Source organism: Aquitalea aquatica (assembly GCF_013911085.1).
Classification (GTDB): Bacteria; Pseudomonadota; Gammaproteobacteria; order Burkholderiales; family Chromobacteriaceae; genus Aquitalea; species Aquitalea aquatica.
Window position 1 is genome coordinate 81184 of sequence record NZ_JACERN010000033.1, and the last position, 18501, is coordinate 99684.

Below are 18501 nucleotides of genomic sequence, written 5' to 3' on the forward strand. Positions count from 1 at the left end.
CAGTTAATCGCCTCGCCCATGGTCCAGACCAGTGAACAGAGGCCAGCGCCCCCGTTCACCAGGACTGCATCAGGCGGTGGGCTGCAAGGTATCGATCAGCTCAGGCTTTTGGACAATGCGGCAATGTGCTCCGGCGTGATGCCGCAGCAGCCGCCAACAATGCCAGCGCCCTTGCCCACCCAGCGTTCGGCCCAGCCCAGATAGTTCTGCGGCGTCAGGTCGGCACGGATTTCATCCAGCGTGGCATTGGCCTTGGCATCCTTCGGGGTGGGGGGAAAGGCATTGGCGTACACACCCAGTTGCAACTGACCGCCTTGCTGCTGCAGCACGGCATTGGCCGCATCCAGCGCGGCTTCCATCACTTCCGGCTGGCTGCAATTGAACAGCACGGCTGCCGCCCCCAAGCGGATGGCTTCGACCACGGCTTCGCCAACCGTTTCACCAGAACGCAGGCGAGCCACGCCATCAGTGTCTTCATCCTGCAGGGTAAACGACAGCCACAAGGGCTTGTCCTGCTCACCCAGCGCCTGGCGCACCGCGCGTACCTCGGCCAGCGAGCTTTGCGTCTCAGCCAGCCACACATCCACATACAGCGTCAGCCCGGCAATCAGCACCCGGTGAATGGCCAACGAATCCGCCTCGTTGAACAGATCGGGCCGGTAAGAACCCAGCGCCGGCGGCAGCGAGCCGGCCACGGTCACCGCGTGACTTGCCTTGTCGGCGCTGCGGCGGGCCAGTTCGCCGGCCAGCGCAGCCAGTCGCTCGCCATGCTGTTCGAAACGCTGCTGGCCAATGTGAAAGGGCACCACGGCATAGCTGTTGGTGGTAATCACGCGGGCACCAGCACTGACAAAGGCATCGTGTGCTTGCTCGACAAAATGCGGACCTTCCAGCAGTGCCAGCGCCGACCATTCCGGTTGCTGGAACGGCGCACCAATGCGTTTGAGTTCGCGGCCCATGCCGCCATCGAGAATAAGGGTTTGGCTCATGATGTTATCCATGCATTCAACATTCACACCGGGAAAGCCGGCATGATGAAAAAATGTTATATTCTTATAAAGAAACAAGTTGGTATTTATTATAATAGTTTGATATATAGATTAACACCCAAACAGCATTCAAACCAAAAAAATGTTCAAACGACAAACCAAGATCACCCAAACCCTCGCCGCCCTGGCCCTGCTGGCCGCCAGCCAGAGCCATGCCGGTGCCACGCTGGACCATGTGCAGAAAAGCGGCGTACTGCGCGGCGTGCTACTGGAAAGCTACCCTCCCTACTCTTTCCTCAACAGCAAGAACCAGCTGGATGGCTTTGATGTGGATGTAGCCAAGGCCGTGGCGAAAAAGCTGGGCGTCAAACTGAGACTGGACACCCCATCCTGGGAAGTGATTGCCGCCGGCAAATGGGGTGCGCGCTGGGACATCTGCATTTGCTCGATGACGCCCAACAAGGAAAGAGCGCAAGTACTGGACTTCCCGGCCTTCTACTACAACTCGCCAGCGGTGCTGATTGCCAACATCGCCGACAAGAAAACCAGCAGCATCAAGGATCTGGAAGGCAAGAAAATTGCCGTGCAACAAGGCTCGTCCTACGAGAGCTACCTGCAAAAGAAGCTGGTAATTGAAGCACCCAATGCGGTGCAGCCCACCTACGGTTTCAACAAGGTCATCATCGCCCCCTACGACAACGAAGAGCTGGCCTACCAGGATCTGGCACTGGGCGCGGGCAAGCGCGTGGATGCGGTGATTTCCAATCTGGTGACCGCGCGCGAACGCATCAGCAAAACCGGCAAGTTCCGCATCGTGGGCAGCCCGCTGTATCAGGAGCCGAACTGGGTGGCCGTGGACAAGGGCGATGCGCAGTGGAATGCCCGTGTCAAACAGGTCATCAGCGAACTGAAAAAAGACGGTACGCTCAGCGCCATTTCCAAGAAGTGGATTGGCAGCGATATCACCAACTAAGAATCAGCCCCGTGGCGGCAAGCATGCGCCCGGGGCTTTCTGTTTTTGTCTGTCCGTATCATGAAACTGGAAAACCGATTCAGGCTGCAAGTCGGCCTGGTCATGTTGTGTCTGTTGGGTGGCTTTGTCTGGTTTGTGCAAGCCTTTGGGCTGGACTACCAGTTTGCCCTGAGCAAGCTGCCCTTGCTGGCCGGGCTGGAGTTAAGCCCGGAAGGCTTTATCCAGGGCATTCCGCTCACCCTGCTGTTATGCCTGCTCTCCACCGTGCTGGCGGTAGCCATCGGCATGCTGTCGGCGCTGGGGCGGCTATCCAGCAACCCGCTGCTGTACGGCCTGGCCACCTTTTACAATTCCTTCTTCAAGGGCACACCGCTCTTGGTACAGATTCTGCTGATCTACCTGGGCCTGCCGCAGCTGGGCGTGGTACCCACCGCCATTCCGTCCGGTGTGGCCGCACTGGCACTGTGCTATGGCGCCTACCTGAGCGAAGTATTCCGCTCGGCCATCCTGTCGATTCACCGTGGCCAGTGGGATGCTGGCAAGGCTCTGGGGCTTAAGCCACATGCCATCATGCGCCACATCATTTTGCCGCAGGCGATGAAAGTGGCGGTGCCGCCCACCTTCTCCATGTTCATTTCCATGCTGAAGGACTCCTCACTGGTATCGGTAATGGGCCTGTGGGAGCTGATGTTCCTGGCGCAAAGCTATGGCCGCTCAGCTTACCGCTATATGGAAATGCTGCTGACCGCCGCCATCCTGTACTGGCTGCTGTCCATCGTGCTGGAGCTATTCCAGCACCGGCTGGAGCAGAAACTGTCGGTTTCCGCCCGGCGCTGAGCCATGATCGCGGCGGCAAGAAAGTGCTGCCGCGTGTTAAGCAAGGCTTGGGTCATGGCAGGCAAAGCGCCGGGATGGTGGCATCCATCCACGAAGCGAAGCGGCGCTGGGGCAAGGCGCGCCAACGCCGACAGTACCAGCAGTACGGCAAGGAAGCGCAATGCCGCAGCGGAGGTTTTGTTAGCCGCTCTTAATGACTCTTGCGCAACGCCGCCCCCAGCACATTACCCAGCAGGGCAATGCCTTGCCCCAACACCAGACTCCTGGGGTGGCCGTCATTCAGCCGTATGCAATGTCCGAATTGCCTGCTGGCGAGAAATATCAGTCCGGGCAGGATACTGCCCCCGACTTGAGCGGCCTTGCAATGCAGCTGCCAAGCAGCCCCAGTAGCACCCCTCCGGCGATACCCCTGTCGGGGTATTGCTGCACCGGCCACGAAAACCGGGACGCCCCAAATTAGTGACGGGTGCAGGTTGTCGCTTACCCCCGCTTAGCGCAGTTGTGCATCCCCGCCCAGCGCCTGATACAGCGTCACCTGGTTGACCAGCCGGTTGTAGCGGTTTTCCAGTAGCGACACCTGGGCCTGGCGGCGGGTTTCCTGCGCATCCAGCCAGTCTTTCAGCGGTGCTGCACCGGACTGGTAGCGTAGCCGGTACAGCTGCTCGGCCTGGCCGGCCAGTTGTGCCGACAGCGTCAGCCGCTGCCCTTGCTGCTGATAGTGGCTGCGGGCTGACAGGGCGTTTTCCACGTCGGCCAGCGCCGCGTATAGGGTCTGGCGGAAATTCACTACCGTCAGCTGGTAATCGGCCGCGCTGATCTGCGTGTTCAGCCGCATTTGCCGCCACTCCAGAAACGGCAGGGTCAGCCCTGCGCCCAGCGTGGCCAGCGGATTGCTGACCACCTGCGCCAGCCGGCTACTGCTGCTCCCCAGACTGCCGGTCAGGGAAAAATCGGGATAGTAGGATGCGCGGGTGGCGTCGCCATTGGCCAGCGTTTCACGCAGGCGCAGTTCGGCGGCGCGCAGATCGGGCCGCCGCGCCAGCAGCTGTACCGGCAGACCAGCCGGCACATCGGGCAGATCCTGCTGCGGCAGGCTGCCAGGCGTGGTCACCACACCCTGCGGTGGGCCGTCCAGCAAGATGGCCAGCGCATTGCGGGTTTCTGCCAGTTGCTGTTGGTAGTCGTAAAGACTGGCCTGCTGGCTGGCCAGGCTTTGCCGTACGGTCAACACATCCAGCTGTGCCGCCGCGCCGGCCTGCTGCTTGGCCAGCACCAGCCGCAAGGCTTGCTGCTGGTAAGCGACACTGGCCTCGCCCAGCTGCAGGCGCTGCTGCAACCAGCCCTGTTTCCAGTACAGCTTGATGGTGCTGCCAATCAGGCTGAGCCGGCTGGCTGCGCGGTCCTGCTCGGTGGCGCGCGCCTCCCAGGCTTTGGCATCGCTCAGGTGGGCAAGCCTGCCCCATAGATCGGCCTCGTAGCTGACGGAGAGGCTGGCCGAATGCGTCTGGCTGTTGACCGCAGCCCCACCCAGGCGCTGGCTGGCGGAGCTGGACAGGCTGAAGGACGGCGTGGGGGCCAGGTCGGTAGCGGCCAGGTCGGCCTTGAGCATGGCCTGCTGCACCTTGATGGCTGCCGCCGCCAGATCATTGTTGCGCACCAGCACCTGCGCGACCAGCCGGTTCAGTTCGGCATCGCCAAACTGCTGCCACCAGTTATCACCACTGATCGGGCTATTCTCCGCAGCAGCAGCGCCCTGCCACTGGGCGGGCAGCGTGACGGCCGGCACCTGATAGGGCGTTGCGGTCAGACTGGCGCAGCCGGCCAGCAGCAGGCTGGCCAGTACGATGGGGTAAAGCACTTTCATTGCATTCTCATTCTCGTGACAAGGCCACGACAGGGTCCAGCCGCGCCGCATTGCGCGCCGGCAGATAACCGAACAACACCCCCACCAACGTGGAACAGGCAAAGGCCGCCACAATCGAGCTGGCGGAATACACCATGGTGAAGCTGGCCAGTTTGGCCACCACCACCCCCAGCGCCAGCGACAAGGCCACGCCCAGCGCGCCACCCAGCAGGCAGACCAGTACGGCCTCGATCAGAAACTGCTGCATGATGTCGCGCTGGCGTGCGCCCACCGCCATGCACACGCCAATTTCGCGGGTGCGCTCGCTCACCGACACCAGCATGATGTTCATCACGCCGATACCGCCCACCACCAGCGAAATCACTGCAATCATCGACACCAGCAAGGTCATGGTGGCGGTAGTGGTGGCAATGGTCTGGCGGATGCTGTCGGTGTTCATCACAAAGAAGTCCTGCGTGCCGTGGCGGCGCGTCATCAGCGCCACCAGGCTTTGCTCGGCGGCATCGGTGGCAGCATTGTCGCTGACCCGTACTGTGACGGCCTTCAGATAATCCTGGCCCAGCATGCGGTACATCACCGTGCTGTAGGGCAGCCACAGATTGAGGTTGTCATCGGTGCCGAAGGCACTTTTCTGGGTTTGGGTGACGCCCACCACCCGGCAGGGCAGCTTGCCCAGCAGGATGACCTTGCCGATGGGGTCGTCTCCGTCGGCAAACAGCGCCTTGCGGCTGTTTTCGTCGATCACCACCTGCTGTGCCTGCTGACTGACAGCCGTGGCATCGAAGGCCCTGCCCTGTGCCATGGATACGCCGCGCACACGGAAATACTGCTCGCCCACGCCCTTGACCTGCGCCGTTACCGCCACATTGCGGTAGCGCAGGGTGACGCTATCACTGACTTCCGGTGTCACGCTGTCGACAAAGCCCTGCTCGGCCAGCACTGTCGCATCGCGCGGGGTAAGGGTGTGGATGGCATCGGCCTTGCGGTCGCCAAAATGCTTGCCGGGATAGATATTGATGGTATTGGTGCCCAGCGAGCTGATGTCGCTGAGGATGCGCTGGCTGGAGCCGGTGCCCAGTGCCACCACCGACACCACCGAGGCAATGCCGATGATGATGCCCAGCATGGTCAGCGCCGAGCGCAGCCGGTGCGCCATCAGCGCCCGCCACGCCATGCCGAAGGCCTCGGCAAAATGCTCGCGCAGCAGCCGCCAGCCGCCCTGCTCCTCGACCAGCGCTGCGCTGGCCAGCGTGGCATTGGCCGGGGCCTCGCCGCGACGCTGGTCAGCCACCAGCCGGCCATCCCCGATTTCAATGATGCGGTCGGCGTGTTCGGCCACCTTGCTGTCGTGGGTGACCAGAATGATGGTGTGACCCTCGGCATGCAGCTCACGCAGAATGGCCATCACCTGCTGGCCGCTGGCACTATCCAGCGCGCCGGTGGGTTCATCGGCCAGAATCACCTTGCCGCCGTTCATCAGCGCCCGCGCAATACTCACCCGCTGCTGCTGGCCGCCGGACAGCTGGCCCGGCTTGTGGCCGGCCCGATCGCTCAGGCCGAGTCGCGCCAGCAGGCTGGCCGCGCGGCTGCGGCGTTCCGGTGCCGGGCTGCCGGCATAAACCGCGGGCAGCTCGACGTTTTGCAGGGCATTGAGTTCGCCCAGCAAGTGGTAGCGCTGGAAGATAAAGCCGAAGTGCTCGCGCCGCAGCTGCGCCAGCTGGTCGGGGCTCATGTCTGCCACCGGCTGGCCGGCCACCCGATAGCTGCCGCGCGAAGGGGCATCCAGACAGCCCAGAATATTCATCAGGGTGGATTTGCCGGAGCCGGATGCGCCGATGATGGCGACCATTTCTCCGGCCTGAATCTGCAAATGGATGTCGTCCAGCACGGTGACCGTGTCTTCACCCGAGGCAAAGTCACGGCACACGCCTGACAGTTCCAGCAAGGGAGTGCTCATGGCTTACATCCCCATCGGCGGTGGGCCGTTGTGGCTGCTGCTGGCACTGGCCGTTGCACTGGCCTCCCCTACCACCACCTGCTCGCCCTCGCGCAGGCCGCTCAGCACCTGGGCGTGGACATTATTGTTCAGACCTATGCGGACCTGCCGTATCTGCACACTGCCATCGGCCTGCACTACCCGCACCGCATAGCGACCATTCTTGCCGGCCGCACCCAGCGCATTGGCGGGTATGGCCAGCGCAGCCTTGACCTGGCTGAGCACCACGGTAACCTGAGCCGTCATGTTGATACGCAGCTTGTGCTGCGGGTTGGGCACATCAAACAGACCGTAGTAATAGATGGCTGTAGATGAGGAGCTGCTGGACGACGAACTGGTCGAGGTGGAGCTGGTGCTACTGTCACTGGAGTCGCTATAGGACTGTGGCGCCGGATCGACCGAACGCAAGCTGGCCTGATAACGCTGGTCCGGCTCGCCCAGAATGGTGAAATACACCGGCATGCCCGGCTTGACCCGTACCACATCGCCCTCCGAGATCTCCGACTTCACCGTCACCGTATCCAGTTGCGCCAGCTTGACGATGGTGGGAGTGGACTGGCTGGCATTCACCGTCTGCCCTTCTTCCACCGACAAGGCCACCACTACGCCATCGATGGGCGCAACAATGCGGGTATAGCCCAGATTGAGCTGGGCCGTTTTCAGGCTGATGCGCGCCTGTTGCAATTGCGCCTGCAGCTGCTGGGCATCGGCATCGGCGCCATCCATTGCTGCCTTGGCACTGTCGTAGCTTTCGCGCGAGGTGGCCTGCTGCCCCAGCATCTGCTGCTGACGGGAAAAGTCCTGTCGCGCCTTGAGTAAGGCTGCCAGTTTGGACTTCAGCTGCGACTGATAGCTGCTGACCGAAGCCTGGGCATCTTCCAGCGCATTTTCCTGGGTACGCGGGTCGATTTCGGCCAGCAAATCGCCCTGGTGCACACTCTGGCCCAGCTTGACCTTGAGCGATTTAATCTGGCCGGATACCTGGGCCCCCACGCTGACTTCACGCAGTGCCTTGATGGTGCCGGTGGCCAGCACGCTGTCTTCCAGATCAAGATGGGTGACGGTGGCAGTCAGGTAGTGATTGACTGGCTGACGCGGATAAAACAGGTAGGCGAGCAGAATAAGCAGCAGCACGGCGACAGCCACCAGGCTGCGCGTCTGCAATGAACTGAGGCGGGGCATGTAGATTAGGAATGCACAATGGTTGCTTCGATGCGGCAGTATCACGGCATGACCTGCTGGCTGCGGTTAACCGCAGGTAAAAAAATGTCAGGAAATGTAAGCATGTACTGAAGAAGTATGCACTGCAGCCAAAGGGCGACTTTGGCAAAAGCAGCCCGACAGAGTAAAGTATGCCGCTTCCATGTCGCCCCTGCCCGCTGGCCGGCGGCCAACCCCGTTCACCCTTTTCATTCACAGGCTTCACCATGCTGCAGGCCGTCCGCCATCGTTCGCTGTTGTTTGCCCTGTTAGGGCTGCTGGCCTGCCTGTGCTGCGGCCTGTCTGGCGCAACAGCCAACAATAGCCGCAACTGGCTGGCCGCCCATCGCGACTGGCGGGTGGGCGTGGTATTGCAAGCGCCGTATGCCCAGATCAATCCGCGCAGTCATCTGCTGGAAGGCGCCGATGTCGAAGTGATGCTGCTGCTGGCAAACAAAATGGGCGTACAGCTAAGCTGGCGCACCTTTGCCAGCCAGCAGGCACTGGACCGCGCAGTGGAAGACGGCACGGTGGATGTTGCGCCCGGCATGCTGCAAACACCGGCCAGCCTGCGACACTGGCTGTTTTCCCAGCCGTATTTGCGAGTACCACACAAGATTGTCGGCTTCCCCGATGGTAGCGGCAATGCGGTAGACCTGGACCGGCTGTCTCTCAGCGAAAGGCTGGCGCTGGGTGCCAATAGCGATGCCCTGCGCTTTGTCCGCCGCAATTATCCCGAGCTGCCACGCGTGGAAGTGGCCAACGACCGTGCCGCCCTGCAAACCGTACAGCAGCAATACGCCGAATACGCCATTGTTGATGAAGCCCAGCTGGCCACCCTGCTTAAAGAACCGGAATTCTCCCGCCTGGCCGTGGTGGGCGACCTGGGCTACACCCATTTGCTGCGCATCGGAGTCCGGCGTGACTGGCCGGAACTGCCCGCCGTACTCGACCGCCAGCTACAAGACATACCCGGCAGCCGCATGGAGCAGCTGTACGCGCGCTGGATGCTGCCCAGCTATCCACGACTGATCGACTCGCTCACCTTCTGGCACCGGCTCAGCCTGGCGCTGCTGCTAAGCAGCCTGCTGCTGGCCGTAGTGTGGAATCATCAGCGCCGGCAACGACGCTGGGCAGAAAAACGCCTGCTGGCAGCGCGCATGGAGCTGGAAGCCCGCGACGTGGCCGAGGAATCGCTACGGCTGACCCAGTTCTCCATCGATAACAGCACGGTGGGCATCCTGTGGGTCAACTGGGATAGCCGCATCCAGTATGCCAACCGGGCGGCGGAAACCATGCTGGGCTATCCGGCAACACAGCTGTTGCGCTTGTCACTGCCAGAGCTGCAGCCCTCGCTGGACCACGCCCGCTGGCTGGAGCTGTGGAACCAGCTGCGCAGCAGCAAGGCGGTCAGCAGTTTTGAAACCCATTGTCTCAAGGCCGATGGCCATGTGCTACCGGTGGGCGTCACCCTGAGCTTTCTCAAATTCGGCCGCACCGAATACCTGGTGGTGTATCTCAACGACATTACCGAACGGCAAAAAGCCCGCGCCGCCCTGGAAGAAAGCGAAGCCCGCTTCAAGGGCATGGCCAGCAATGTGCCGGGCATGGTGTTCCGGCTGGAGCGCCCGGCAGCGCAAATGCCGGTACGGCTGGCCTTTGTCAGCGATGCCAGCCAGAGCATGCTGGGCTACAGCCCGCTGGACATGATCAGCCTGCCCGAGGGCTGGCTGGATGTAGTGGCCACCGCCGACCGTGCCAGCTACCAGCAAGCCTGGCAGCAGGCCGACCAGCACAATCACGATCTGGCCTGGCAGGGCCGCATGCTGCATCAGGACGGGCAATTGCGCTGGGTGGACATCAAGGCCACGGTACGCTGCTTTGACGATGGCCATGTGGTATGGGACGGCATCGTCTGGGATATCTCCGAGAACAAACACAATGAATTGCAGCTGGCCGAATCGCGTGGCCTGCTACGCAGCCTGTCCGCCCATCTGGAGTCGGTGCGCGAAGAAGAAAAAGCCCGCATCGCCCGAGAAGTCCACGATGAACTGGGGCAAATCCTCACCGTGCTGCGGCTGGAAACCTCGATGTGCGAACTAAGCTTCGGCCACAGCGACAGCAAGCTGGCCGAACGGCTGCAGGCGATGAAAAAGCTGATCGAGCAAACCTTCCAGATCGTGCGCGACGTCGCTACCGCACTGCGCCCGCCGGTGCTGGACGCCGGCATCGGCTCGGCCATCGAATGGCAGGCCCGCCGCTTTGAAAAGCGCAGCGGCATCCCCTGCCTGATTTCTGTACCGGACACACCCATCCCGCTCAGTGACGCCCGCGCCATCGGCGTGTTCCGCATCCTGCAGGAAGCCCTCACCAATGTCTTGCGCCATGCCGAAGCCAGCACGGTCAGCGTCGGCCTCACCTGCAACCAGGGCATGATTACCCTGAGCATTGCCGACGACGGCAAGGGCTTCAACCCGCAAGCCCACCGTCAGCTGCGCTCTTTTGGCCTGGTGGGCATTCGCGAGCGGGTACTGCTGCTGGGCGGTGTGCTCGACATCGACAGCCAGCCAGACCAGGGCTGCACCCTCACCATCCGGCTGCCGGCCGAAGCAGGAAAGGAAAGCGCATGATCCGCGTCATCATTGCCGAAGACCACAAAATCGTCCGCGAAGGCATCAAGCAACTGGTATCGCTGGCCGAGGACATCAGCGTGGTGGGCGAAGCCACCAATGGCACCCACCTGCTGGAACAACTGCGCCAGATCCCCTGCGATGTGCTGTTGCTGGACATTTCCATGCCCGGCACCAATGGGCTGGAATCCATTCCGCGCATCCGTGCGCTGGACAATCCGCCGGCCATCCTCATGCTGTCGATGCACGACGAAGTACAGATTGCCGCCCGCGCACTCAAGGCCGGTGCCGCCGGTTACAGCACCAAGGACAGCGATCCGGCGCTGCTGCTCACCGCCATCCGCAAGGTAGCGGGCGGTGGCCGCTACATCGACCCGCAACTGGCCGACCGCATGGTATTCGAAGTGGGGCTGACCGACTCCCGCCCCGCCCATGCCCAACTGTCCGAGCGCGAATACCAAGTGTTCGAACGACTGGTTCACGGCACCAATGTCAACGAAATCGCCCAGCAGCTGAACATCAGCTCCAAGACGGTGAGCACCCACAAGGTGCGGCTGATGCAGAAACTACAGGCGCACTCGGTGGCCGACATGGTGCGCTACGCCATCGACCACAAGCTGATCTGAACGGCTTGCAGCAAGCGGGGGAGGATGTGCGGCAGGCCCCTACCACAGAGACTGATCCAGCACGGGGTGCGGCCCCGTCACACTCTTTGCCCAAACAGGATGACCCGATTTGATCCCAAACAAAAAGCCGCCACGCGGACGGCTTTAATCAAAACACATCCCGTCATTTAATAACGGGATGCTTGCTGCTGTTGCTTAGCAGCAAGGATCACTAGGGCCGATCACAAAACCACCGCAAGGCGGCTTGGGTCCCACAGAAAAACATGCGGCATAGGAAACGGAACTCAAGGCAGACAAGAGCACAACAAACAGAATGGTCTTTTTCATCTGAATCTCCAAAAATATCAAAATCAATCATTTGTGCTGCCATTCTGTTAACCAACCAACAGCCAAGCAGCGCTGCTGATTCTGTTCTTGCAACCCGAAGCAGTAACCCGTCAGATTGATCAGCCACAGCAGCGCGTGTTTTTAAACATTTCCGCTGACATGCCATCCTTCATTGCGCTACCCTAGCCGCCTTTGTTCAATTCGCTTTCAATGCCCCCGTTTCATGCGCATTCAGGATTTTCAGCAAGCCCTCACCACCCTTGGCGCCCGCCCCTGCCACATTGGCCGGATCAACCGTGCCTGGCTGCAAGGCCTGGCGCTTGATCACGGCACCCGCCACCAGCAAAGCGAGCACTATTTCCCGCTGGCAGTACGTCAGGGCTTGCCTGCCCTCAGCCAGCAGCTGGAAGCGCTGGCACGCATCAACACCCAGCATGAGGCCGCGGACGCCTCGCAACGCTTGCTGGTGGAGCTGGCTGATGGCCAGATGGTGGAAAGCGTGCTGCTGCCACGCGACGGGCTGTGTGTTTCCAGCCAGGTTGGCTGCGCGGTGGGCTGTACCTTCTGCATGACCGGCAAGTCCGGCCTGCTACGGCAGCTGGGCAGTGCGGAGATCGTGGCGCAGGTGGTGCTGGCACGGCGTATCCGACCCGTGAAAAAGGTGGTGTTCATGGGCATGGGCGAGCCGGCACACAATCTGGACAATGTGCTGGAAGCGATAGATTTTCTCGGCAGTGAAGGCAATATCGCCCACAAGAATCTGGTGTTCTCCACCGTGGGTGACCCGCGCGTGTTCGAGCGCCTGCCGCAGCAGCGGGTAAAGCCGGCACTGGCCCTGTCCTTGCACACCACCGATGCCGAGCTGCGCGCCCGCTTGCTGCCACGGGCACCGCGCATCAGTCCGGTCGAGCTGGTGGAACTGGGCGAAAACTATGCCCGCCAGGTAGGCTATCCCATTCAATACCAGTGGACGCTGCTGGCCGGGGTCAACGACAGCCAGCAGGAGATGGATGCCGCCATTGCCCTGCTCAAAGGCAAATATGGCGTGCTGAACCTGATTCCCTACAACAGCATGGAAGGCGACCACTACCAGCGCCCGGACGCAGCCCACATCCAGCACATGAAGCATTATCTGCATCAGCACGGCGTACTGACCAAGATTCGCGATTCAGCCGGGCAGGATGTGGACGGTGGCTGCGGTCAGCTGCGCGCCCGCGCCGCCGACATCATCGATCTGAGCCGGCTGCAGCGCAGATTACATTGACATCATAATTGTCCTTTTTGCTAGAATGGTTATTTGCCGGACAATATCCGGCCAACCTGAATAGCAGAAAGAACCAGCGTGCGGCTTCGCTTTGAACAATGGCGTGACTTTCTCGATATCGATGCTGAAAGCATCAACACCCTGCGCGATTTTTCCGGGCTGATCCGCCCGCACATGGATGCCTTGATGGATGCGGTATACGCCTACATCAATGCCAATGCAGTCGCCAGCGCCACCTTCACCGACGCAGCGGCTCTGCAGCGCGCCCGAGCTCACCAAAAGCATCACTGGCAAGAACACGTGTTTGCCGGCAACTTCAACCAGGACTACCTGGAAGCCACGCTGGCCATCGGCCGTACCCACCAGCAACTGGGCGTTGATTTACGCTTTTACTCCGGAGCCTACGTGGTGGTGCTCAATCAGGTGGTAAGCCTGCTCGGCCAGTTGCTGGATGATGATGCCACCCGCACCCGTTATCTCACCGCCATCAACCGCGCCGTCTTCCTGGACATGGGGCTGGCCACCTACGCCTACTACGACACCTTGCTCAATGCTCTGGAAGACATGGCGCAGGAAGTCACCCTCAGCCTGGCCCGCGCCGGCGAATACCGTGACAACGAAACCGGCAAGCACATTACCCGCATGAGCAAGATGTGCGAGCAGATGGCACTGGCGCTAGGCAAGGATGCCACCTGGGCGCATGCGCTGCGCATGGCCAGCCCGCTGCATGACGTGGGCAAGATCGGGGTGCCGGACCGCATCCTGCTCAAGCCCGGCCGGCTGGACGAGGCTGAATACCGCATCATGCGCGAGCACCCGCGTATCGGCGGCACCATCATCCCGGAGCACCCGGCCCTGGTCATCCGCATGGCACGGCGCATTGCCCTGACCCACCATGAAAAATGGGATGGCAGCGGCTACCCTGCCGGGCTGTGCGGCGAGGAAATCCCGCTGGAAGGCCGCATTGCCGCCATTTGCGATGTCTACGACGCCCTGGTTTCCACCCGTCCCTACAAGCCGGCCTGGACCCAGCAGGCAGCACTGGACTACCTGCAACAGCAAAGCGGCCTGCATTTCGATCCGCACCTGGTCACCACCTTTTTGCGCATCGTGCCGGAAGTCGAAGTCATCCAGTCCCGCTACGCGGAAAACATCAGCTAGCACTACCGCTCGGCTGCGATTGACCATCACCAGCCTGTCATCGAAACATGGCAGTATTGTGCATTTTTCGGTGCAAGGGCTGAAGTCCGCTCTGCGCCAGCGGCAAGCGGAGGCAAGATGCGCAACAAGGTGATTCTGGTGGTGGTGGACGGATTGGGCTGGCAGGCCGGCCATGACGGCATGGGCTATCTGCAAGGCCTGTGCGAGGCTGGCCTGGCCAGCCTGCATCAGCTGCGCTGCGAACTGCCCTCGCTCTCACGCCCCCTGTACGAGTGCATTCTCACCGGCACGCCCCCTATCGCCAGCGGCGTGGTGCATAACGATGTGGTGCGGCTGTCCACCCAGCAGAGCATTTTCAACCTGGCCCGCGCCGCCGGGTTACGTACTGCGGCAGCGGCCTATCACTGGATCAGCGAGCTCTACAACCGCGCCCCGTATGATGCCGTGCGCGACCGCCTGACCGATGATGAAAGCCTACCCATCCAGCATGGCCTGTTCTACCATCTGGACCACTACCCGGACGACCATCTGTATATCGATGGAGAGCTGCTGCGCCGCCGCCACGACCCGGACTTTCTGCTGATTCACCCCATGGGGGTGGACGATGCCGGCCACCGCTTTGGTGGTGACAGCATGGAATACCGCAATGCCGCCCGCTACCACGACAAGCTGCTGTCGCAGTATCTGCCGCAATGGCTGGCCGAGGACTATCAGGTACTGGTCACCAGCGACCACGGCATGAATGCCGACCACAGCCACGGCGGCGTATTGCCCGAGGAAAGGCTGGTGCCGCTCTACCTGCTGGGATCGCGCTTTTGCCATGACAGCACCGCCCGAGTGCGCCAGGTGGAGTTATGCGGGCTGATGGCCAACCTGCTGGGCATCGCGCACAGCAAACCAGACAACCACGCCGTACTGCGCCAACCCGACTAAGCGCCGCAAACACCCCCGCTCCGGCCTTGCGCCGCCTTGGCGCACTACTGGTCATGCCTGCGCCGGCGCGCCTTGTTTTGGGTGTTCTGCACTATTTTGTTAGCCGCTCCAAGGCCGCGTATCGGCAAGCTGACTTGCCTTCCCTAAGCAAAATGCCGATACTGTAACGGCAATTTGCCGAAAATGGAGCCCACCATGGAAGCCAGCCGTTTTACCCCACGCAACAAGACTCTACCGATGCCGCTGCGCCGCAAGGGTGGCCTGCAACTGGACGGCTTATCAAAACTACTGGGCCAGCCGCTGCACACCGAGCTGGAGCTGGCCAACTCGGTAGCCGACGGGCTCTCCACCACCTTGATCACCAATCTGGGCAAGGCCGGGCTCAATCGCAGCGAACTGAGCTTTGTCATCCCCGAGCGCACCCTCAGCCACCGCATCCGCAAGGGCGAACAGCTTAGCCGCGACGAATCCGAACGCGGCGTGCGGCTGGCCAACCTGCTGCTGCTAGCCGAACAAGTGCTGGGCGAACAGGACATTGCCACCGACTGGCTGCGCCAGCCGCTGCAGCGCTTCGATGGTGCATCACCGCTGGACACCGCCCGCACCGAACAGGGCGCACGACTGGTGGAAGCCTTGCTGTTGCAGATCGACGAAGGCTATGTGGCGTGATTGCCTGGCGCATCAGCAATTACGCCGACCTGCACGGCCTTGGTGGCTTGCTGGTGGGCGGCCGCTGGCATAGTGCCGGCCAGCCGGTGGTCTACCTGGCCGACCACGCTGCCAGCGCCATGCTGGAAATGCTGGTACACAGCGAACTACCCAGCCTGCCGCCCGGCTTTCAATTGCTGAAAGTCGAGATTCCCGACCATTGCGTGATGCAGCTGGACGAAGCCGTGCTGGAGGCCGACTGGCGGCAGCACGCCGAGCTAAGCCAGGCCATGGGCGACGACTGGCTGGCCAGCGCCCCTTCTGCGGTGCTGAGCGTCCCCAGCGCACTGGTGGTGGATGGCTGTAACTACCTGCTCAACCCGCGCCACCCGGACGCTTCTTTCTGCAAGATCGTCGACATCATCACCGCCCCGCTCGACCCCAGATTGCGCAGCCGCCACCCGCCATCCGCCGCAGCTGCCAGCCATACTTAGTACCGGTTGTTGCCAGCTTGCCCGCTGTGCTAGCCATCAAGCCGCTACGCCGCATGGCACGCTAAGCAGCTGAAATGGCACATGATTTTTCTATCAAATAAACCCGGCTATTAAATAGATATCACTGATAGCTGCCATAAAAATATCAAAATTCATCTGCGGCAAGCCGCTCCCTAGACTGAAGGCCCTTTCACCTTCAGGACCCGCACAATGGCCAATCACCGCCCTCTTCACGCCCTGGGCATCATCGCGCTCAGTCTGGCATTGCTCACACCAGCACAGGCCACCAGCCTTAGCCGCGACAACGGCGCCGCCGTCGGCGACAACCAGAATTCGCAAACCGCCGGCCCCAACGGCCCGGTGCTGCTGCAAGACGTACAACTGATCCAGAAGCTGCAACGCTTCGACCGTGAACGCATCCCCGAACGGGTGGTACACGCGCGTGGTGCAGCGGCGCATGGTGTGTTTGAAGCCACCGCCGACATCCAGGCGCTATCCCGCGCCAAGGTCTTTGCCAAGGGCAGCAAGACCCCGGTATTCGTACGCTTTTCCACGGTAATTCACGGCCAGCACTCGCCGGAAACCCTGCGCGATCCGCGCGGATTTGCCACCAAGTTCTATACCAGTGAAGGCAACTGGGATCTGGTCGGCAACAATCTGCCGGTGTTCTTCATCCGCGACGCCATCAAGTTCCCCGACATGGTGCACTCGCTGAAACCCTCACCGGATAGCAATCTGCAAGACCCCAACCGTTTCTTTGACTTCTTCTCCCACCAGCCGGAAGCCACCCACATGCTTACCCGGCTGTATTCCGACTACGGCATCCCCAAGGGCTATCAGTACATGGACGGCAATAGCGTCCATGCCTGGAAGCTGGTGAATGCCCAAGGCAAATATGTGTATGTGAAATTCCGCTGGGCCAGCCGCCAGGGCCAGCACAACCTGACCATGCAGCAGGCTGCCGCCATCCAGGCCAAGGATTTCAACCACGCCAGCCGCGAGCTGATGCAGGCCATCAAGCACAAGCATTACCCGCAGTGGGACCTGTACATCCAGGTGATGCAGCCAGAAGACATGGCCAGGCTCGACTACAACCCGCTGGACGCGACCAAGATCTGGACCGATGTGCCGGAGCGCAAGATCGGCACCATGACGCTCAACCGCAACCCGGCCAATATCTTCCAGGAAACCGAGCAAAGCGCCTTTGCCCCGTCCAATCTGGTAGCGGGCATCGAACCCTCGGAAGACCGCCTGCTGCAAGGTCGCATCTTTTCCTATGCCGACACCCAGCTGCACCGCGTGGGGACCAACGGCCTGCAATTGCCGATCAACCGCCCACAAGCAGCCGTAGACAACAACAATCAGGATGGAGCGATGAATGGCGGCCAGCGCCAGGGAAGCGTCAATTACGAGCCTAGCCGCCAGGGCAGCCTGCAACAGGATGCCAGCGCCCGCTACAGCCAGTTGCCGCTGTCCGGCAGCACCCAGCAGGCTGGCATCGCCAAAACGCTGAACTTCCGCCAGGCCGGCGAGTTCTACCGCAGCCTGAACAAGCAGGAGCAGGCCAATCTCATCGCCAACCTCGCGGCCGACCTGGGACAAGTCAGCAATACAGCCACCCGCAACACCATGCTGTCTTACTTCTACAAGGCAGACAGCGGCTATGGCCAGGCCATCAGCAAGGCACTGAATGCCAATGTGGCTGACATCGCCAAGCTGGCCGCCCAGTTGCACGAGTAAGCGCTCTACGTGGCTGCTGCCCTTGGGCTGGCGGCCACGGTCCGACATGGCTATAGTCGCAGCATGATTTTCCTGCGCACCCCCTTGCTGGAACTGGCCGGCATCCAGGCCTCGGCTGCCGGCTTTCCCAAGCACACCCACGACGAATACGTCATCAGCGTCAATCTGGGCGGGCTGGAAGAGGTATGGCTGGATGGCAAGCGCTTTGAAGTGCAACCGGACATGCTCACCGTCTACCCGCCGGCGGCGGTGCAGGCCAGCCGCAGCCTGAGCGGCGAAGACTGGCAATGCCTGTCGCTCTATGTAGCACCGGCGGCCTTCCCCGCCTATTTCGACTGCCTGCCACCGGATCTGCCCAGCCGGCTACCGCGACCCGACCTCGCCGCGGCGCTGCGCCAGCTGGCCACACAGGACGCCAGCCTGCGCGAAGAAGCCGTCATCGCCCTGCTCGCCCGTCTGCCACGGCAACATTCAAGCCCCTCCGACAACGCCAGCAGCAGCGGCAGCCTGCTGGTGCGGCGGGTACAACAACAGTTGCTGGATGATCTGTCACAGCCGCTGACCCTGGAGGTGCTGGCGCAGCAAGCCGGCATCACCCCGGCCCATCTGGTGCGCCGCTTCCATCAGGCTTGCGGCCTACCACCACTAGCCTGGCAAATGCAGCAGCGCATGGCTGAAGCCCGCCGCCAGTTGCGGGCGGGCCAGAGCATCATCGAAGTAGCGCTGGCCACCGGCTTTGCCGATCAGGCGCACTTCAGCAAGACATTCAGCCGCTTTTGCGGCATGACACCGGGCCGCTACCGCCAGATCAATTTTTGA

At 61.6% G+C, this 18501-nt stretch carries 15 protein-coding genes; 11 read left to right on the forward strand and 4 right to left on the reverse strand.

Features of this window, described 5'->3' with window-relative positions; translation table 11 throughout:
* Positions 1–95: 95 nt before the first annotated feature.
* Complete coding sequence (locus H2Z84_RS12775) at positions 96–989, reverse strand: homocysteine S-methyltransferase family protein (protein ID WP_181836317.1); 894 nt, start codon at positions 987–989, stop codon at positions 96–98.
* A 142-nt stretch (positions 990–1131) separates the two neighbouring features.
* Between H2Z84_RS12775 and H2Z84_RS12780 the strand changes: the two genes are divergently transcribed.
* Both H2Z84_RS12780 and H2Z84_RS12785 read left to right on the forward strand, forming a co-directional pair.
* A complete protein-coding gene (locus H2Z84_RS12780; protein WP_181836318.1) occupies positions 1132–1962 on the forward strand; it encodes a transporter substrate-binding domain-containing protein in 831 nt (276 codons plus the stop codon).
* A 60-nt stretch (positions 1963–2022) separates the two neighbouring features.
* The gene (locus H2Z84_RS12785) at positions 2023–2799 is read left to right on the forward strand and encodes an amino acid ABC transporter permease (protein WP_103523843.1); all 777 of its coding nucleotides are present in this window, start codon (positions 2023–2025) and stop codon (positions 2797–2799) included.
* A 490-nt stretch (positions 2800–3289) separates the two neighbouring features.
* Here H2Z84_RS12785 and H2Z84_RS12790 read toward each other — a convergent pair whose 3' ends face one another.
* From H2Z84_RS12790 to H2Z84_RS12800, 3 genes are read right to left on the reverse strand one after another with little or no spacing between them, the layout of a single operon-like run.
* Positions 3290–4663: an efflux transporter outer membrane subunit gene (locus H2Z84_RS12790; protein WP_181836319.1), complete on the reverse strand. Its 1374-nt coding sequence runs from the start codon at positions 4661–4663 to the stop codon at positions 3290–3292.
* 7 nt (positions 4664–4670) lie between these two features.
* Positions 4671–6620 (reverse strand): MacB family efflux pump subunit, encoded by a 1950-nt coding sequence (locus H2Z84_RS12795; protein WP_181836320.1) that lies wholly within the window; start codon positions 6618–6620, stop codon positions 4671–4673.
* Between the two features lie 3 nt (positions 6621–6623).
* Positions 6624–7841 carry an efflux RND transporter periplasmic adaptor subunit gene (locus tag H2Z84_RS12800; protein WP_181836321.1) on the reverse strand — a complete coding sequence of 406 codons (1218 nt, stop codon included), beginning with the start codon at positions 7839–7841 and terminating at the stop codon, positions 6624–6626.
* Between the two features lie 245 nt (positions 7842–8086).
* Here H2Z84_RS12800 and H2Z84_RS12805 point away from each other — a divergent pair, with 245 nt between their 5' ends.
* From H2Z84_RS12805 to H2Z84_RS12845, 9 genes are all read left to right on the forward strand, one after another.
* Complete coding sequence (locus tag H2Z84_RS12805; protein ID WP_181836322.1) at positions 8087–10489, forward strand: PAS domain-containing sensor histidine kinase; 2403 nt, start codon at positions 8087–8089, stop codon at positions 10487–10489.
* Complete coding sequence (locus tag H2Z84_RS12810; RefSeq protein WP_103523826.1) at positions 10486–11115, forward strand: response regulator; 630 nt, start codon at positions 10486–10488, stop codon at positions 11113–11115. The genes H2Z84_RS12805 and H2Z84_RS12810 overlap by 4 nt, the downstream gene beginning before the upstream one ends.
* A gap of 550 nt (positions 11116–11665) precedes the next feature.
* Complete coding sequence (locus tag H2Z84_RS12815) at positions 11666–12706, forward strand: RNA methyltransferase (RefSeq protein ID WP_181836323.1); 1041 nt, start codon at positions 11666–11668, stop codon at positions 12704–12706.
* A gap of 78 nt (positions 12707–12784) precedes the next feature.
* Positions 12785–13867 (forward strand): HD domain-containing phosphohydrolase, encoded by a 1083-nt coding sequence (locus tag H2Z84_RS21480; RefSeq protein WP_181836324.1) that lies wholly within the window; start codon positions 12785–12787, stop codon positions 13865–13867.
* Between the two features lie 117 nt (positions 13868–13984).
* Entirely contained in the window at positions 13985–14800 is an 816-nt protein-coding gene (locus tag H2Z84_RS12825) for an alkaline phosphatase family protein (RefSeq protein ID WP_181836325.1), read from the forward strand.
* Positions 14801–14995: 195 nt separating this feature from the next.
* On the forward strand, positions 14996–15469 hold the full coding sequence (locus H2Z84_RS21330; RefSeq protein WP_181836326.1) for an Xre family toxin-antitoxin system antitoxin: 474 nt from the start codon (positions 14996–14998) through the stop codon (positions 15467–15469).
* Complete coding sequence (locus H2Z84_RS12835; protein ID WP_181836327.1) at positions 15466–15942, forward strand: RES family NAD+ phosphorylase; 477 nt, start codon at positions 15466–15468, stop codon at positions 15940–15942. Before H2Z84_RS21330 ends, H2Z84_RS12835 begins: the two co-directional genes overlap by 4 nt.
* A 210-nt stretch (positions 15943–16152) precedes the next feature.
* A complete protein-coding gene (locus H2Z84_RS12840) occupies positions 16153–17682 on the forward strand; it encodes a catalase (protein WP_181836328.1) in 1530 nt (509 codons plus the stop codon).
* 9 nt (positions 17683–17691) lie between these two features.
* Entirely contained in the window at positions 17692–18501 is an 810-nt protein-coding gene (locus H2Z84_RS12845) for an AraC family transcriptional regulator (protein ID WP_220272829.1), read from the forward strand.